Origin of the sequence: Oricola indica (assembly GCF_019966595.1) — a bacterium.
GTDB classification, from domain to species: Bacteria; Pseudomonadota; Alphaproteobacteria; order Rhizobiales; family Rhizobiaceae; genus Oricola; species Oricola indica.
On record NZ_JAINFJ010000001.1, the window covers coordinates 36,773 to 53,408 of the forward strand.

Consider the following 16,636-nt stretch of genomic DNA (forward strand, 5'->3'; position numbering starts at 1 on the left):
TCTACCGGTTTCCCAGCTCGATTTCAGTCACTTCCAGCCCTTCGTCGCGGAAGGTCTTCGCGTGATCGCGAATCGTCCGGCCGGCCAACATGACATCGCCGGCGATGTCGGCGAGCGGAACCATGACGAATGCCCGTTCAACCATCCGGGGATGCGGGATCGTCAGATTTTCGAGCGAAACCGGCTCGTCTCCATAGAGCAATATGTCGATGTCGAGCGTACGCGGTCCCCAGCGGGTCATCCTGATCCGCCCGAGCTCACGCTCGGTGCGCAGCACGAGATCGAGAAGGTCTGGAGCCGAAAGCCCCGTTTCGACAGCCGCGCAGGCATTCAGGAACCAGTCCTGCTCGACAGGCCCCCATGGCGGCGTCTTGTAGACTCGCGAAAAGGCAGTGACGCGGCATTCGGGATCGGCATCGAGCTTCCGGAGCGCATCGCGCATCGACCGGGCGACATCGCCGACATTGCCGCCCAGCCCGAGATAGGCGGTGACTGCCTCAGCCATCGGACCGGGCTTCATGCACGACACGCACCTCGACATGATCGAGAACGCCAGGCACCGGCGCGTTCGGTTTGCGAACGGTAATGTCGGCGGTGACGATCTGCGGAAACCGCCGGCAAAGCGCCTTTGCGATCTCCAGCGCGATGGCCTCGATCAGGAACCGGCGTTCGCCCGTGACGATTTTCTCGATCTCCTGGAAAGCGACGCCGTAATCCACCGTCCCTTCGATACTGTCCTTTTCGAGCGCATCGCCGGGATCGACGGTCAGGACGGCATCGACATAAAAGCGTTGGCCGAGAAACTCCTCCTGCTCGAACACGCCGTGACGCGCGAAGAACGCGCAGTTCATCATCCTGATCTGGTACATCACGCGGAAATTTCCCGTTTGCAGGCGCTCATCGCGCGGGCCGTTGCGCAATCATAGCATCCGCGACGACAAGCGCATCGTGATTGATCGCGACATCGTGCACGCGAAAGACGGCGGCGCCGGCCGCCCGAAGCAACGCAGTCGTCGCCGCGGTTCCCGCATCGCGCTCGGCCGCGTCGCGCCCCGTGGCATGGCCGATGAAGCGCTTTCGGCTCGTGCCGACCAGGATCGGGTAGCCAAGCGCATGCAGTTCCGCGAACCGGGCCATCAATGTAAAGTTTTCCGCCGGGTCCTTCGCGAAACCAAAGCCGGGATCGAGCACGATCTGCGCATCGTCGATGCCGGCCTTTGCGGCAATCTCCAGCGAGGTCTCGAAAAAGGCGACCTGATCCTCGATGACATCCGGCAGCTTTTCGCGTTCGCGACCCGTATGCATGATGCAAAGCCCCGCCCCGGTCGCCGCCGCGACACGGGCGATATCGGGCTCGCGCTGCAGCCCCCACACGTCATTGACGATATGCGCGCCTGCGAGGACGGCCTTTTCCGCGGTTTCGGCACGGTAGGTGTCGATCGACAGCACCGCATCCGGCAAGGCCTCGGTAACCGCCGCAATGGCCGGCAAGACGCGGGCCTGTTCGGTCTCTCCATCGACAGGATCACCGCCGGGCCGCGTGCTTTCGCCACCGATGTCGAGAATGGCCGCGCCGCCTTCGGCCATCGCCGCCGCATGCGCCACGACATCCTCGACGCCCTCGAAACGGCCGCCGTCGGAAAAGCTGTCCGGCGTGACGTTGAGAATGCCCATCAACACGCCCGCCGGCCCGAGCGTCAGCTCTCGGCCATGCGCGAGCGCCCACCGGTGCGGGGAAAAGACGTCATTTCGGGGAGGTGTCACGGGCTGCCCGGTGGTCGCGGACCCGGTCAGGCCTGCTGCTCAGGGACGTGGACGACGAGGCCGTCCAGCTCATCCGTCATCTTGATCTGGCAGGAAAGACGCGAAACCGGCTTCGGCTCGAAGGCGAAATCCAGCATGTCCTCTTCCATAACGTCGGGCTTTCCGACAGTCTCGGTCCAGCTATCGTCCACATAGACATGACAAGTCGCACAGGCACAGGCACCGCCGCATTCCGCCTCGATACCCGGAACGCTGTTCTTCACGGCATTTTCCATGACCGTCGAACCGGTCTCGGCATCAATTTCAAAACGGGTGCCGTCAAACGCGACAACGGTCAACTTCGGCATCATGCTCTCCGGATGGGTCAACGGGCGATAATGGTGATAATGCCGCGACTTAACCGGACAACCGGCAAAGTCAACCGGCAGGCGCCGGAATGAGCCTGAAATGCCTTCAAGCGGTCGATTTGCCGCGATTGCGGATTAACGCAGCAGCGAGGCGATATAGTCGCGAACGGTTTCGACTTCCCTCAGGAGAGCCGTTACCGGAGCGGTATTGTCCGGGTCGCTTTCGATCAGCATCGCCTGATCCGCAAGTCCGAAAGCGCCGATCGCGCGTGCCGCACCCTTGAGCGTGTGCGCCTGGCGTTTTCGGAAATCGCAGTCGGACGAGGAGCGCAGATCGTTGCCGAGAATCGCGGCCTGCTTGGCGAAAAGTCGCAGAACCTCCTCCTCGAGCGCACGATCGCCACCGGTCTGGCGCGCGAGAAAAACGAGATCCACCGGCCTGTGTTCCCCGCGCAGTTCGCAGGGTGTGTCCGGCGGGGCGAAAATTGGAGCGGTGTTCATAACCATTCATTTCCCCTGTTGACCCTTTCACGATGATGTCACCCAAAGATGGCCGAGGAGTTAACCACTTCCGTGATTACAAAGACGTGCGGGACAGTCGATGGCCCTTTCGACCGGCGTTAACTTTATCTTTAAACTTTTGCGGATTGGGCCAATCGCGAGTTCCAATTGGAAAAGTGTCCCGTTACGATACGGGTTCACATCAGGACACATCGTGACCACAGTTGTGCCCTGTTTCAGTGTGAGTGACGGGTCTCTGATCGGACCCGGCGGCATTGCGCCGGAAATAGTATTTGAGTGAGGCGGGAATGGCTGTGAACAAAAACGCTGCAAATATCGATCGCGATATGGAAGCGGCGCTTGAGGAGGCTCTGGAAGCGGGTCTGGACGACGAGATCGCACTCGACGACGAATTGTCGCTCGACGATTTCGAAAATCAGGTCGCGGCCGCCGCCAGCGAGCTTGCCGAGGAGAACAAGCAGTCCTCTTCCAAATCGGGACAATCGAAGCCGGCGCAATCCAAGTCGGCTCCGGCCAAATCGCCCGCGGCAAAGGCGCCCCCTGCCAAATCGGCGCCGCCAAAGCCGGAATCCCGTGCTCCGCAGATGCGCGCGCCTGCTCCGAAGGCCAAGACGGATGCACCGAAGCGCCGTGCCGAGACCCCTTCCTTCAATCCCGCGAATGACGACGACACGCAGCGCGATTACGCCGCGATCCTGTCGCGTCTTCGCAATGGCCCGTCGGGACGGCCGCATCTTACTGCGATCATCGTAAGCGTCTTGTGGGCGATCGCCGGTCTGCTGCTCGCACAGAGCATGTACGATTCCGGCGTCGCGGCGATCTTCACGCCGGACGGCCTGCGCAATTCGCCGGGCGCCGTCGCCCTTCTCGTCTCGATCATTGTGCCGATCCTCGGTTTCTTCGCGATTTCCTCGATGGTGCGGCGGACGCAGGAAATGCGCTTCACCGCCCATTCCATGAGCGAAATCGCCCTGCGCCTAGCCGAGCCTGAAACGCTTGCGCAGGAACGCATCGTCACAGTCGGCCAGGCTGTGCGCCGCGAAGTCGCCGCCATGGGCGAAGGCATCGAACGCACCATCGCGCGCGCCAGCGAACTCGAAGCGCTGATGCAGTCGGAGGTTTCCGAGCTCGAACGCGCCTATACCGACAACGAAGCGCGCGTGCGCTCCCTGCTTACCGACCTCGGCGACGAGCGCGAGGGTATCGTCACCCACGCGGAACGGCTGCGTGCCTCCATCGCCGGTGCGCATGAGCAGCTGCGCGACGAACTGACAGGGTCGGCGGACTTCATTCGCGACAATGTCCGCAACGCCTCGACCCAGCTGACCATGTCCCTCAATGAGGCAGGCCAGTCGCTCATCGGCCGCATGGATCAGTCCAGCAAGGCGGTCAACGAGACCATCGCCGCGCGCCTCGACGAGGTTTCCAACCGTATCTCCAATTCCGGCGAGGCCTTCGCCAGCCTGATCGACATGCGCATCGCCAATCTGAGCGAGCAGACCGACGAGGCCTCAAGCCGCCTCGCGGAATCGCTGGAATCGCGCGCAACCGGCCTCGTGACGCTGCTTTCCAGCACCGCGACGAACATGACGGACGAGTTTGACCAGCGCATGGCAAGCCTGGAGGAGACCTTCAACTCCCGCGGCAAGCACCTGCTCGACGACTTCGAAACCCGCGTGCAGGCGATCAATCACGGCACCGAGAAGCTCAATTCGGCACTCGACGCCCGCGCCCGCCAGATCAACGAGACGCTTCTGGAGCGCACCCGCGCCATCGCCGAGACCTATGCTCACGGCAATGCGCAGGCCGGTGTCATCGCCGACAAGGCGCGCCAGGCCTTCACCGAGCAGACCGAGTCCATGGAAACGTCGCTGTCGGCGATCCTGGAAGAGAAGTCGACCGCATTCGCCGACAAGCTGACCGCGATCACCTCCGGCACCGCCGATGCGATCGAGCTCAAGACGGGCGACTTCCTCGGCCGTCTCGACGAGAAGACGACCGCGATCTACGGCGCCGTCGGTCACACCACCGAAAAGCTCTCGGCGGCCGTCGATCTGGAAACGGCCCGCATCGGCGAGACACTGGATTCGCGCACGCAGGCCCTCACCGACGAACTCGGCCGCAAGGTCGAGGAATTCAGCGGTACGCTCGACTCGCGCTCCGACGAATTCGCGCGCACGGCGACGCAGTTCGGCCAGGCCTTCGACGCCCAGGCGGAACTGCTCATCGACCGCGTCAGCGGCTACTCCTCGCAGCTGACCGAGGCTCTGGACGAGAAGGCGCAGATGCTCAACAGCAGCGCTTCGTCGTTCCGTGAATCGATCGAGGCACAGGTGGAGTCGGTCGCGGCAAGGCTGCATGAACGCGCGGCCGAGTTCGAAGCCAACACGGCCCGCTTCGACCAGAACATCATCGGCCTCACCGACACGCTCGGCAATCGCCTTCAGGAAGGCACGGCACAGTTCGAGGCCACAGCACAGCAGGTCGATCGCAATATCGGCACCTTGACCGAGAACCTGTCCGAGCGCCTGCTCCAGCACAATTCGCTGTTCGAGGACAAGACGGCGCAGATCGGCGAGAACATCGGTTCGCTGACCGAAAACCTGTCCGAGCGGCTGATGCAGCACACGGCGCTGTTCGAGGACAAGACCGCACAGATTGGCGAGAACATCGGCTCGATGACCGAGAACATGTCCGAGCGTCTGATGCAGCAAACGGCGCTGCTCGAGGACAAGACCGCGCAGATCGGCGAGAACATCGGTTCGCTGACCGAGAACATGTCCGAGCGGTTGATGCAGCACACGGCAATGTTCGAGGACAAGACCGCACAGATCGGCGAGAATATCGGTTCGCTGACCGAGAGCATGTCCGAGCGGTTGATGCAGCACACGGCAATGTTCGAGGACAAATCGGCGGTCTTTGGCGAAAGCGTTGGCGCTCTGGCCGACCGTCTGGCCGAACACCTGTCGGAAAACACGGGCAAGCTCACCTCCGTCCTGGAGGAGAAGACCGCGTTCCTCGACACCTCGCTGGACGAGAAGACCCTGCGTCTCACCGAATCGCTGAGCCAGCGTTCGAGCGACCTCGTTGCGGAAATCTCGAGCGCGACCAATGCGCTGGAAACAGCGATGAACGAGAGCAATGCGCGTCTGGAAGCTCTTCTGAGCGACAAGGCCGGCGGGCTTCAGGCGGCAGTCGAGGAGCGCACCAACTCCGCGATCGTTGCGCTGTCGCGCAGCACCGAGGCGCTGGAAGCCCTGTTCGAGCAGAACACCGGCATCGTCGACGAGCGCGCGGAAACGATGCGCAAGGCGCTCTCGCTCGGTATCGAGAACGTCCGCAAGACGCTGGAAGACAGCGCCGGCCTCGTTGCGCGCACGCTGCGTGACAGTGTCGCCGTTGCCCGTGTCGAACTCGAAGAAGAAGCTGCCAAGGTCGGCGAAAACATCAACACCCATGGCCGGGACTTCTCCTCGCAGCTCGCCAAGCAACTTGCCGACAACCAGGCGAGGATCGCCGAGGAACTGGCAGCCAACGAACAGCGCCTGTCCAGCCAGGCGGAACTGATCCGCAACCAGGCCGAGGAAATGCTCGAGTCCTTCCAGACCCGCGCCAACGACGCCACCAAGGGTATCGGCGGCTCGACCGAGGAAGCCCTATCCTCCTTCGTCGAACGCACCCAGGAGATGTCGGAGCTGCTCTCTTCTCATACGAAGGGGCTCGAGGATCTCATCGAGAACTCGACGCGGCCGCTGCTCGAACGCCTCACCGGCGACGGGTCCAAGCTTGCCGAACAGCTCGAACAGGCGACCACCGCGGCCACCGAACGCCTCAAGGCCGAAAATGCGGCGCTCATCACCGCGATCGCGCGCCGCACGGCCGACACGGTCTCTGCCGTGGAACAGGCCCAGAGCGGCCTGATCGAGAATGTCGACAACCTGATCAATCGCCTGACGTCTTCGAGCTCAAATCTCGGCGAACTGATCTCGCAGGCCGCGAACAATCTCGGCCAGCTCGACGGCCGGCTCGTGGAGACGACGACGGACTTCGCCGACAAGGCGAACCGTGCTGCCGATTCCATCGCCAACTCGGTCAACGTTCTCGACAACAACATGGGCAAGCTTGGCGAAGTGTCCGGCAAGACACTGGAAGAAGTCGCTTCCATCGCCGCGCGCTTCGAGGAGCATGGCAAGGTTCTCGCCTCCGCCTCGGAACTCCTGAACACCGCGCAGTCGGGCGTTTCCGGCAAGCTGGAAGAACGCCGCGAAGCGCTCGAAGCATTGTCTACGGGACTGGTCGGCAAGTCCGAGGAAATCGAGAAGCTGATGCGCTCCTTCGAATCGGTCGTGACCGAAGCCTTCGGCAAGGCCGAGGAGCGGACACGCAAATCCGCCGACGAACTCACGGCCAAGCTGCGCGAAGCTGCCCAGGAAGCCGAAGGGACGGCGCGCTCCTCCGCGGCATCAGTATCTGAGAACGTGTCCGAAATCGTCGAATCCGCGCTCAAGCGCTTCGAGGAGGCGACAACGGACATGCGCCGCGTCGCCGGCGAAATGAGCAAGGATCTCAGCGTGACCCGCGAGGAAGTCCGCAAGGGCATCTTCGAACTGCCCGAGGAAACGCGTGAATCGACCGGCGCGATGCGCCGTGCGGTCTCCGAGCAGATCAATGCGCTCAAGGAACTGTCGCGGATCGTCGAGAGCTCCGGACGTGCCTTCGATGTCGGCGGTGGCGGTGCGGAAAAGGCGGCAAAGCGCCCGGCTCCGCAACCGGCTCCCGCTCCGGCGCCCGCCCCTGCTCCGGCTCGCCAGGCCGCTCCGGCCGCTGCCGTGGCGACCGCTCCGGCTCCGGCCAAGCCGCAACAGCCGGCAGCAGCGCCGCAGCAGCGCCAGCAGCCGGCAACGGCGAAAGCCGCCGCTCCGGCCCAGTCCGCGCAGCTGCGCGGCAGCCATGGTGCGACGGAAAGCGCCCCGGCCCGCAATGAACAGGCGGGCACGGACAAGGGCGAACAGTCCGGCGGTTGGGTGAGCGATCTGCTGCGCCGCGCCTCCAAGGAGGATCAGCCGGCACCGCGCGCACCACAGCGCGTGGACCAGCCGCGTGAACCGCTGCATGCCGTCGAATCGCTGAACTCGCTTTCGGTCGATATCGCCCGTGCGATCGACCATGATGCGGCGATCGAACTGTGGGAACGCTATCGCCGTGGAGAGCGCAACATCTTCACGCGCCGGCTCTACACGCTGAAGGGCCAGCAGACCTTTGACGAGATCAAGCGCAAATACGAAAGCGACAGCACCTTCCGTGCATCGGTCGACCGCTATGTCGGCGATTTCGAGAAGCTGCTGCGCGACATCGCCAAGAACGACCGCGACAACATGATGACGCAGACCTATCTGTCCTCCGATACGGGCAAGGTCTACACCATGCTGGCGCATGCGGCGGGCAAGCTGAAATAAGCGCCGTCACGGTCTCTGGAAAAGAAAACCGCCGGGTCAGATTGACCCGGCGGTTTTGTTTTATCTGCCGTTGAACGGAGGAAGAGGTATCAGAGACGCGCGGTGACCCAGGCCACGATGTCGCGCGTAACGCTCTCGAAGGCCCGGTCGATGGCCGCGATGTAGGACGCGTTGTCCGATCCACCGGCGACGACCCGTTCCTCGAAAATTCGCTCGCTCGCGACGACGCCATTCCGGTCGTTGAGGATTTTCACGGCGATGGCGACATGCGCGGTGTTCGAGGCGGAATTGATGCCGAACGAGCGAATTTCCGTGACGATCTGGTAGTCGATCGCCAGCCCTTGCCCCGGAAGCCCGACGCCCTTGAAACGGTCCGAATTCTGGAACGCCTGCGCCAACCGGACCTGCACGAGGCGCGGCAGCCGGTCGCTCCACTGGGAGCGGCCGAGATAGCGGATCGTCAGCGGATCGGTCTGGACGACGATATTCTGGGAATCCAGCGCCTTGAGCGCCTGCGGTTCGGCCACGAGAATCTGCGTACCGCGCCGCACGGGCGAGGCCTTGCTGATCGTCGGGACACCGAGTTCGTAGGTGTCGTCGCTCGGCATGACGCCGCCAATCGCGGCGCAGCCGCCAAGTATGAAGGGCAACAGGGCCAGATGTCCGGTGCGCATCAGTCTCATGGCGTCGTCCTACACAACACGTTTCGCCGCCCCGGTCCTGCCCGGCGCCCGATCAATCGACATCTGGTTTGATACCGCTCCGTCATCGACTGTCAACGCCTCGTCCGGCCGTTATAGGTTTTCACGTCACCGTCTCCGCCGAAGATCAGACGCTGCGGATTGCGTTCGAGATCGGTGATCGCTCGTTCGATCCGGCCGACCGAGCGTCTCGTCTCGTTGACCAGCGACTGCACGTCACGCAGCCCCTGCCCGGAAAACCGCTCCAGCCCGGCCGACACCGAATTGACCCGTGTGTTCAGCGTCTCCGCGACCTCGCGGAACGCTTCAAGCGTCTTGCGCGTCTCGGCCATCAGCGATTCACCCTCGTCGGACCCCAGCAGACCGTCAGCCTTCGCGAGAATGCCATCCACGCGCACCGATGCCGCGTTGAGCCGCTCCGCCATTTGCTGCGTGTTCGAGATGATCGCCTGGATATCTTCCTGGCGGTCGCCGATCCCCTCGGTCACTTTCTCGAACTCGGCAAGCGAGGCGCGCGCCGACTTTCCGGCCTCGGCCATATTCTGCAGCGCGGATGTGATATCTTCGGGCGGCACCGCTGCCAGCACCGTGTCCAGCCTGTCGAACGTTCCGCTGATACGGCCTCCGACACCTTCAAGATCGGTGGCGACGGCCGCGACCTTGTCGGCGACCTCCTGGAACTGGCCGGAAACGCCGTTCAGGTTTTCGGTGAACCCGTCGACATTGTCGACGATCGAGGACAGCTTGTCAGGATCGATCGCCGCAAGCAGGTTCTCGACGCCTTGCAAGGTGCCGTCCAGCTTGCCCGAGACATCGGCCAAAGCCTCGCCGACCCCGCCAACACCCTTGAGAAACGAGTCGATCTCGTCGGCATTGTTCTTCAACGCTTCACTGAAGGCGGCCGCATTCTCAAGTGTCTTGTTGAGCGGGTTCTGCGCGCCGCCGACGATCGACTCGAGGCTGCTGAGAACGCGATCGGTGCGCGTGAAAATGTCCTGCGCGGTCGCGAGCAGATTGTTGACGGCGGACGGATCGGCCCGGATGGTCGCGACCTTTCCCTGCTGTTCGGCCAGTTCGAAGATACTCGTTTCCGACTGGTCTCCGCCCTCGAATTCGATATGGGCGATGCCGGTGAGGCCCGTGAAGCCGAGGACCGCCTTGGTAGCGCGCGAAATCGGCAGATCGCGGCTGACGACGGTGCGCGCGATGACGAGCCGAGGATTGGTCTCGTCGAAGCTCAAACCGGTTACCTTGCCGACATCGATGCCGTTGAACTTCACAAGGCTGCCGACGCCCAGACCCGTTACCGAGCCTTCGATGACAACATCGAGCCGGGCGGTATCGCCTCCGGTATCGACGCGGGCCACCCAGTAGACGATCGCGAAACCCGCCAGGAAGACGAGAAGCGTGAAAGCACCGACGGTAACGTAATTTGCCTTGGTTTCCATGTGTCAGACGCCCGCCCCAGCTGCGGCTTTCTTATCGGTGGTTGCAATGCGCCGTGCCCGCTTTCCGCGAAAATAGGACTTCACCCAAGGGTCTTCGCTTTTCAGCATATCCTCGATGGTCCCGACGACAAGAACCTTCTTGCCGCCCAGCACTGCGATCCGGTCAGCGACCGTGAAAAGGCTGTCGAGATCGTGCGTCACCATATAGACGGTCAGGCCGAGCGTGTCGCGCAGCTTTGCGATCAATTCGTCGAATTCGGCCGCCCCGACAGGATCGAGCCCCGACGTCGGCTCGTCCAGAAAAACGATATCCGGATCGAGCGCCAGCGCCCTCGCAAGCGCCGCGCGCTTGATCATCCCGCCCGACAGTTCGGAGGGATATTTGTCCGCGGCATTGCGCGCCAGTCCAACCAGTTCGATTTTCAACAATGCGAGTTCGTCCATCAGCGCCTTCGGCAATGAGAGATACTCGCGCATTGGCACCTGGATGTTTTCCTTGACCGTCAGCGACGAAAAAAGAGCCCCATGCTGGAAAAGCACGCCCATGCGCATATCCACCTGGATACGTTCTTCGTCTTTGATCTTGTCGAGATCACGGCCCAGGATGGTAATCCGGCCGTCCTGCTTGCGATTCAGGCCGAGAATCGTGCGCAGCAACACCGATTTGCCCGTTCCGGACGCGCCGACGAATCCGAGGATTTCCCCACGATAGACATCGAGGTCGAGTTCGTGCAACACGACATGCCGCCCGAACTGGACGTGGATATCGCGCACCTCGATGATCGGGGTCTGGTCCACCATCAGAAGTCGATCGCCGCGTAGAAGATTGCGAACGCCCCGTCGACGACGATGACAACGAAGATCGACTTCACCACCGACGCGGTCACCCTTTCGCCAAGCGATTCGGCGCTGCCCCCAACCTTCATCCCCTCCACGGAGGCGATGATTCCGATGATGAAGGCCATGAAGGGCGCCTTGATGAAACCGGCAAAGACCGTCGAAAGGTCAATGGCGTCGCGCACGCGGGTTATAAAAGCGTCGGGCGAGATCCCCGAATAGGCCTTGGCGACAAACATCGCGCCACCCAACGCCGCGATATCGGAGATGACCGTCAGCAACGGCAGCGCGATGCCGAGCGCCACGAGCCGCGGGAAGACCAGCACGCCCACCGGATTGAGCCCGATGACCGTCAGGGCATCGATTTCCTCGCGCATCTTCATCGAGCCGATCTCGGCCGTGATCGCGCTGCCCGATCGGCCGGCGATCATGATGGCGGTCAAGAGAACGCCGATCTCGCGAAGGACGAGAATACCGACGAGATCGACGACGAAGATCTCGGCGCCGAAATAGCGAAGCTGAAACGCGCCCTGCTGCGCGATGATGGCGCCAATGATGGTCGACATCAGCGCGATGATCGGAATGGCGCGCACGCCGGTCCTGTCAAGCTGATTGACGACAGCGGCGATCGAAAGGCCGCTGCCGTGACCGAGTTTCATTTGCGATCCGCGAACCGCCGCGCCAACCATGTGCAGCGCCATCAGCATGTCGTCGCGAAACCGGAACACGCCCTGCCCGGTTCCGACCAGCAGCCGCGTTATCCATGAGTCGCGGCTCTCGCCCTCATCCGGTTCGGAGAGGTCTTCCATCGCCGTGCGAACGGCTTCCAGCAACACTTCGTGCGACGCACGAACACCCTCGAGCGAGGCAGACCCGCCTTTTTCCCGAATCGCCAGCGCCAGCCGGTAGATCAGCCATGCACCGGCGGTATCCAGATAGGTGATGCCGGACAAATCGAGGGCAACATCACCGGATGACCGGTTTTCGTGACGGCGCATATCCGCATCGACGAACGACACCGTATGGGTCGCCCACTGCCCTGCGAGGACAAGACGCGTTTGGCCATTTTCCGACCGCGCTTCGACGGTCGCAACCTGCGGCGACGCACCGCCTTCGCCAATTTCCCTGTGTAACGTATCCGCCATCACGCTATTAATATCCTTGCCGTCGCACCGAGTCTGCGGCGTACGGGCCACATCAACGGAATAATAACGGCGCTGCCGGCAAACGGGTGTATGATGCAAAACAGCAAATGCAGCGTCGATGCATGGACGGAACGATACCCGATCGACGGGCAGTTCCGCATTTCGAGGAATAGCAAGACCGAGGCGGAAGTGGTCGTTTGCCGCATATCGTCCGACGAGAGGTCGGGCTATGGCGAGTGCGTTCCATATCCGCGCTACGGTGAGACGACGGAATCGGTTCTCGACGCGATCAACAATGCGGCGAAGCAACTCGGCGGCGATATCGGCCATGATCGCCTGCAGGAAGCGCTGCCGCCCGGCGCGGCGCGCAATGCGCTCGACTGCGCACTCTGGGACCTCCAGGCCAAGATCAGCGGACGCCATGTCCATTCGCTTGTCTGCCGGCTGCCGCCCCGCCCGGTGGAAACCGCTTTCACCGTGTCGCTCGACACGCCGGACGCGATGGCCAATGTCGCGCGAGGCGTCTCCTCCCGCCCGCTGCTGAAGATCAAGCTCGGCGGAAAGGACGACATCGCGATCATGCATGCGGTCGCCGCCGCCGCGCCACGCAGCCGCATCATCGCCGACGCCAACGAGGCATGGCCCCCCGACACGCTGCCCGAACTGATGCGCGAGGCCGCGCGCGTCCGCATCGCGCTGATCGAGCAACCGCTTCCTGCCGGCAAAGACGAGTTGCTCGCCGAAATTCCGCATCCGATCCCGATCTGCGCGGATGAAAGCGCGCACATCGTCGATGACCTCGAAGCGTTGAGAGACCGCTACGACACGGTCAACATCAAGCTCGACAAGACGGGCGGCCTGACGGAGGCGGTGCGTATGCGCGAGCGGGCCCGCGAACTGGGCTTCGGCGTGATGGTCGGCTGCATGGTCGGCACATCGCTGTCGATGGCGCCGGCCGTGCTGCTGGCGCAGGACGCGGATTATATCGACCTCGACGGCCCGCTTCTCCTCGCCCGTGACCGCATGCCCGCGCTTTCCTATTCGGGAAACATGGTCTCGCCGCCGCGTGCCGAACTGTGGGGTTGAAAATCCAATGAATTCGGACCCGGATTGACCTTTCGGCAGCTTCTCGCGCGCCCTATAAGAAACCGAGAACGGGAGATAGCTACATGGACATGGGACTCAAGGGCCGCAAGGCGATCGTTTGCGCGTCGAGCCGGGGGCTCGGCAAGGGATGCGCCGCCGCGTTGGCGGATGAAGGCGTCGATCTTGTGATCAACGGCCGCAACCCCGACGCGACCAACGCCACGGCAGACGAATTGCGCGCGCGCGGTGTCGAGGTCGCGGTCGTGCTCGGCGACGTGTCGGACCCCGCGACGCAGGACGCGTTGCTCGCCGCATGCCCGGAACCGGATATCCTGGTCAACAACAACGCCGGGCCGAAACTGCGCGATTTCAGGGAACTCGACCGCGAGGCGATCCTCGCCGGCGTGACGCAGAACATGGTCACCCCGATAGAGCTTATCCAGAAGGTTCTCGACGGCATGGCCGAACGCAAGTTCGGACGCATCGTCAACATCACGTCGATGTCCGTCTACTCGCCGATCGCCGGCCTCGACCTGTCCTCGGGAGCGCGTGCCGGGCTCACTTCGTTCCTCGCCAGCATCTCCCGCTCGGCAATCGACCGGAACGTCACCATCAACGCGATCCTTCCCGGCAAGTTCGACACCGACCGCATTCGCGCCGGGCTTGAATTCGGCGCCAAGAAGTCAGGAAGCAGCATCGAAGCGGAGCGCGAACGGCAGGAACACGCGATCCCCGCGGGACGCTTCGGCACACCGGAGGAATTCGGACGCACCTGCGCGTTTCTCTGCTCGGCCCACGCCGGATATATCACCGGCCAGAATATCAAGCTCGACGGCGGCCTGTTCGCCAGCGCATTCTAGGCGCGGTCGATATAGGAATGGCGAAAGGGACCGGCATGCAGCAGGAAACGACTCCGGATCAGGCCGGTGAAGCAAAGGCGAGCCTCGAAGAGGCCGCGCTGTTCTACCACCAGTATCCGCGCCCCGGAAAGCTGGAGATCCAGGCGACCAAGCCACTGGGCAACCAGCGCGACCTCGCACTTGCCTATTCGCCGGGCGTCGCGGCCCCGTGCCTCGCCATTGCCGACGATCCCGGCAAGGCGGCGGACTACACCGCGCGCAGCAATCTCGTCGCGGTCGTCTCGAACGGCTCCGCCGTGCTTGGCCTCGGCAATATCGGCCCCCTCGCCTCCAAGCCGGTGATGGAGGGCAAGGCCGTCCTGTTCAAGAAATTCGCCGGGATCGATGTCTTCGACATCGAAATCGATGCGATCACCGTCGACACGATGGTTTCGGTCACCGCAGCGCTCGAACCGACCTTCGGCGGCATCAATCTGGAAGACATCAAGGCGCCGGAATGCTTCGAGGTCGAGGCGCAACTGCGCGAGAAAATGAACATCCCGGTGTTCCACGACGACCAGCACGGCACCGCCATCATTGTCGCCGCCGCGATCATGAACGGGCTGGAACTGGCCGGAAAGCCGATCGAAACGGCAAAGATCGTCACGTCGGGCGCGGGCGCAGCCGCCCTCGCATGCCTCAACCTGCTGGTTTCTCTCGGCGCGAAACGCGAGAACATCTGGGTCTGCGATATCGAGGGCCTCGTCTATGAAGGCCGCGAGACGCTGATGGACCGGTGGAAATCGGTCTATGCGCAGAAAACGGACAAGCGGAAACTGACCGATGTCATTCCCGGCGCGGATGTGTTCCTCGGCCTGTCGGCCGCCGGCGTCCTGAAGCCGGAATGTCTCAAGGAAATGGCGGATCAGCCGCTGATCATGGCGCTGGCCAACCCCGTGCCGGAAATCATGCCCGATGTGGCGCGAGAGGCGCGTCCGGATGCGATGATCTGCACGGGCAGGTCCGATTTTCCCAATCAGGTCAACAACGTATTGTGTTTTCCTTACATCTTCCGGGGCGCACTCGATGCCGGGGCGACCACGATCAACGAGGAGATGAAGGTCGCCGTCGTGCAGGCTATCGCCCAATTGGCCCGCGAGGAGCCATCCGATGTGGCCGCTCGCGCCTATTCCGGGGAGACGCCGGTCTTCGGGCCGGATTACCTGATCCCCTCGCCGTTCGATCCGCGGCTGATCCTTCGCATCGCGCCGGCGGTGGCCAAAGCCGCGCATGACAGCGGGGTCGCGCTGCGTCCGATCGAGGACATGGACGCCTATATCGACCGGCTGAACCGCTTCGTCTTCCTTTCCGGCCTCGTGATGAAGCCAATCTTCGCCGCCGCCCAGACGGCGGCCGACAAGCGCGTCGTCTATGCCGACGGCGAGGACGAACGCGTGCTGCGCGCCGCCCAGGTCGTACTGGAAGACCGGATTGCCAAACCGATCCTGATCGGACGTCCCGACGTGGTGGAAACCCGCCTCAAGCGGTTTGGCCTCAAGATCAGGCCCGGACGGGATTTCGAACTGATCAACCCTGAAAACGATCCGCGCTATCGCGACTACGTCGATCACCTCGTCCAGACCGTCGGTCGCCGTGGCGTCACGCCGGACGCGGCGCGAACGCTGGTGCGCACCAATTCGACGGTCATCGCCGCCATCGCGCTGCTGCGCGGCGAGGCAGACGCGATGATCTGCGGTCTGGAAGGCCGCTACGACCGGCATCTGCGCCATGTTCGCCTGATAGTCGGCATGGAAAAGGGCGCGCAGGACCTCTCCGCGCTATCGATGCTGATCTCGCAGCGCGGCGTCACCTTCTTCACCGACACCTACGTGACCGTCGATCCGAGCGCAGAGGAACTGGCCGAGATGACGGTGCTGGCCGCGCGCGAAATCGCGCGTTTCGGCATCGAACCCAAAGCGGCACTGTTGTCGCATTCGAATTTCGGATCCCGCGACTCGCAATCGGCGATGAAGATGCGCGAAGCGACCGCATTGCTGCACAAGATGGCGCCGGATCTCTGCGTCGATGGCGAAATGCACGCCGATTCTGCGCTCGACGCCCGGTTGCGCGAACGCGTCTATCCGAACTCGGTTCTCGACGGCGAAGCGAATCTCCTGGTCTTCCCCAATCTGGATTCCGCCAATATCTCACTCAACGCCGTGAAATCGATGACCGACGCGCTGCATGTCGGACCGATCCTGCTCGGGACCGCCAAGCCGGCCCACATTCTGACCCCGTCGGTCACGTCGCGCGGCGTGGTCAACATGACCGCGATCGCCGTCGTGGAAGCGGCGCAGAAGGAAACCTCCGAGGTGTCCGGGGCGCAGACCTCCGCATTAGCCGCCCGTTAAGCCTGCCACGATGGAGTATCGCAAATTCTGGCGGGCTTAACCGGCTGCGCCACATTTGACGTGTAAGCTGGCCGTCGAAG

At 63.0% G+C, this 16,636-nt stretch carries 13 protein-coding genes; 4 read left to right on the plus strand and 9 right to left on the minus strand.

Going from position 1 to position 16,636, the window contains the following annotated elements:
• Window position 1 precedes the first annotated feature (1 nt).
• The 5 genes from folK to LC343_RS00190 form a co-directional block, all read right to left on the minus strand.
• The gene (gene folK / locus LC343_RS00170) at window positions 2-505 is read right to left on the minus strand and encodes a 2-amino-4-hydroxy-6-hydroxymethyldihydropteridine diphosphokinase (RefSeq protein WP_223475066.1); all 504 of its coding nucleotides are present in this window, start codon (window positions 503-505) and stop codon (window positions 2-4) included.
• Window positions 498-869, minus strand: coding sequence for a dihydroneopterin aldolase (gene folB / locus LC343_RS00175; RefSeq protein ID WP_223475067.1), 372 nt, complete (start codon window positions 867-869; stop codon window positions 498-500). Before folB ends, folK begins: the two co-directional genes overlap by 8 nt.
• 28 nt (window positions 870-897) lie before the next feature.
• Window positions 898-1,764: a dihydropteroate synthase gene (folP, locus tag LC343_RS00180; protein WP_223475068.1), complete on the minus strand. Its 867-nt coding sequence runs from the start codon at window positions 1,762-1,764 to the stop codon at window positions 898-900.
• A 26-nt stretch (window positions 1,765-1,790) separates the two neighbouring features.
• Window positions 1,791-2,111 carry a 2Fe-2S iron-sulfur cluster-binding protein gene (locus LC343_RS00185; RefSeq protein ID WP_223475069.1) on the minus strand — a complete coding sequence of 107 codons (321 nt, stop codon included), beginning with the start codon at window positions 2,109-2,111 and terminating at the stop codon, window positions 1,791-1,793.
• Between the two features lie 135 nt (window positions 2,112-2,246).
• A complete protein-coding gene (locus LC343_RS00190) occupies window positions 2,247-2,612 on the minus strand; it encodes an Hpt domain-containing protein (RefSeq protein ID WP_223475070.1) in 366 nt (121 codons plus the stop codon).
• Window positions 2,613-2,920: 308 nt separating this feature from the next.
• Here LC343_RS00190 and LC343_RS00195 point away from each other — a divergent pair, with 308 nt between their 5' ends.
• The gene (locus tag LC343_RS00195; protein WP_223475071.1) at window positions 2,921-8,089 is read left to right on the plus strand and encodes an apolipoprotein A-IV repeat region-like domain-containing protein; all 5,169 of its coding nucleotides are present in this window, start codon (window positions 2,921-2,923) and stop codon (window positions 8,087-8,089) included.
• A gap of 89 nt (window positions 8,090-8,178) precedes the next feature.
• Here LC343_RS00195 and LC343_RS00200 read toward each other — a convergent pair whose 3' ends face one another.
• The 4 genes from LC343_RS00200 to LC343_RS00215 all read right to left on the minus strand — a co-directional run bounded on the left by LC343_RS00200 (window position 8,179) and on the right by LC343_RS00215 (window position 12,223).
• Window positions 8,179-8,772: an ABC-type transport auxiliary lipoprotein family protein gene (locus tag LC343_RS00200; protein ID WP_223475072.1), complete on the minus strand. Its 594-nt coding sequence runs from the start codon at window positions 8,770-8,772 to the stop codon at window positions 8,179-8,181.
• Window positions 8,773-8,864: 92 nt separating this feature from the next.
• Complete coding sequence (locus LC343_RS00205) at window positions 8,865-10,238, minus strand: MlaD family protein (protein WP_223475073.1); 1,374 nt, start codon at window positions 10,236-10,238, stop codon at window positions 8,865-8,867.
• A gap of 3 nt (window positions 10,239-10,241) precedes the next feature.
• Entirely contained in the window at window positions 10,242-11,039 is a 798-nt protein-coding gene (locus LC343_RS00210) for an ABC transporter ATP-binding protein (protein ID WP_223475074.1), read from the minus strand.
• The gene (locus tag LC343_RS00215) at window positions 11,039-12,223 is read right to left on the minus strand and encodes an MlaE family lipid ABC transporter permease subunit (RefSeq protein WP_428982478.1); all 1,185 of its coding nucleotides are present in this window, start codon (window positions 12,221-12,223) and stop codon (window positions 11,039-11,041) included. Before LC343_RS00215 ends, LC343_RS00210 begins: the two co-directional genes overlap by 1 nt.
• A gap of 87 nt (window positions 12,224-12,310) precedes the next feature.
• On the opposite strand from LC343_RS00215, the gene dgcA reads away from it, so the two are divergent.
• The 3 genes from dgcA to LC343_RS00230 all read left to right on the plus strand — a co-directional run bounded on the left by dgcA (window position 12,311) and on the right by LC343_RS00230 (window position 16,556).
• Window positions 12,311-13,306 (plus strand): N-acetyl-D-Glu racemase DgcA, encoded by a 996-nt coding sequence (gene dgcA, locus LC343_RS00220; protein WP_223475076.1) that lies wholly within the window; start codon window positions 12,311-12,313, stop codon window positions 13,304-13,306.
• A gap of 83 nt (window positions 13,307-13,389) precedes the next feature.
• Complete coding sequence (locus tag LC343_RS00225) at window positions 13,390-14,166, plus strand: SDR family oxidoreductase (RefSeq protein WP_223475077.1); 777 nt, start codon at window positions 13,390-13,392, stop codon at window positions 14,164-14,166.
• A gap of 35 nt (window positions 14,167-14,201) precedes the next feature.
• Window positions 14,202-16,556 carry an NADP-dependent malic enzyme gene (locus tag LC343_RS00230; RefSeq protein ID WP_223476079.1) on the plus strand — a complete coding sequence of 785 codons (2,355 nt, stop codon included), beginning with the start codon at window positions 14,202-14,204 and terminating at the stop codon, window positions 16,554-16,556.
• The last annotated feature ends 80 nt before the right edge of the window (window positions 16,557-16,636 follow it).

Coding starts and splice junctions, on each gene's coding strand:
- folK (WP_223475066.1), bottom strand. CDS start 505: ATGGCTGAGGCAGTCACCGCCTATCTCGGGCTGGGCGGCAATGTCGGC.
- folB (WP_223475067.1), bottom strand. CDS start 869: ATGTACCAGATCAGGATGATGAACTGCGCGTTCTTCGCGCGTCACGGC.
- LC343_RS00185 (WP_223475069.1), bottom strand. CDS start 2,111: ATGCCGAAGTTGACCGTTGTCGCGTTTGACGGCACCCGTTTTGAAATT.
- LC343_RS00190 (WP_223475070.1), bottom strand. CDS start 2,612: ATGAACACCGCTCCAATTTTCGCCCCGCCGGACACACCCTGCGAACTG.
- LC343_RS00195 (WP_223475071.1), top strand. CDS start 2,921: ATGGCTGTGAACAAAAACGCTGCAAATATCGATCGCGATATGGAAGCG.
- LC343_RS00200 (WP_223475072.1), bottom strand. CDS start 8,772: ATGAGACTGATGCGCACCGGACATCTGGCCCTGTTGCCCTTCATACTT.
- LC343_RS00205 (WP_223475073.1), bottom strand. CDS start 10,238: ATGGAAACCAAGGCAAATTACGTTACCGTCGGTGCTTTCACGCTTCTC.
- LC343_RS00210 (WP_223475074.1), bottom strand. CDS start 11,039: ATGGTGGACCAGACCCCGATCATCGAGGTGCGCGATATCCACGTCCAG.
- dgcA (WP_223475076.1), top strand. CDS start 12,311: ATGATGCAAAACAGCAAATGCAGCGTCGATGCATGGACGGAACGATAC.
- LC343_RS00225 (WP_223475077.1), top strand. CDS start 13,390: ATGGACATGGGACTCAAGGGCCGCAAGGCGATCGTTTGCGCGTCGAGC.
- LC343_RS00230 (WP_223476079.1), top strand. CDS start 14,202: ATGCAGCAGGAAACGACTCCGGATCAGGCCGGTGAAGCAAAGGCGAGC.